The organism is Salifodinibacter halophilus (assembly GCA_012999515.1).
In the GTDB taxonomy this organism is placed as follows: Bacteria; Pseudomonadota; Gammaproteobacteria; order Nevskiales; family Salinisphaeraceae; genus Salifodinibacter; species Salifodinibacter halophilus.
In genome coordinates, this window is the sequence record JABEEB010000210.1 from 1 (window position 1) to 276 (window position 276).

Annotated in this window: 1 protein-coding gene; it reads right to left on the bottom strand. The window is 73.2% G+C overall.

Annotation, left to right across the window (positions count from 1 at the left end):
* Positions 1 to 276 (bottom strand): tetratricopeptide repeat protein (locus tag HKX41_11355; protein ID NNC24728.1); only part of this gene is annotated, 276 nt, incomplete at both ends.

Sequence of the window (276 nt, forward strand, 5' to 3'; positions counted from 1 at the left end):
GCCGGGTGCTGCGCGCCGTTGACCTCCAGCGCGATCGCCAGCGCGTCGCTGGCGTCGCGCTCGGCGTCGCCGAGCTGGCCCAGGCCGCGCCGCAGCTGGGCCAGGTTGCGGCCGATCTCGACCTGCAGCGGATGGCGGTCGCCGACGCTCTGCTGCAGCTTGCGCCGCGCCTGTTCGAAACCGAGCAGCGCCTCGCGGCTCTGGCCGGCGTCGGCTTGCAGGCCGGCGAGGTCCATGAGGTTTTCCACTTCGCCCACGTCGGTGTTCTCGCGCATC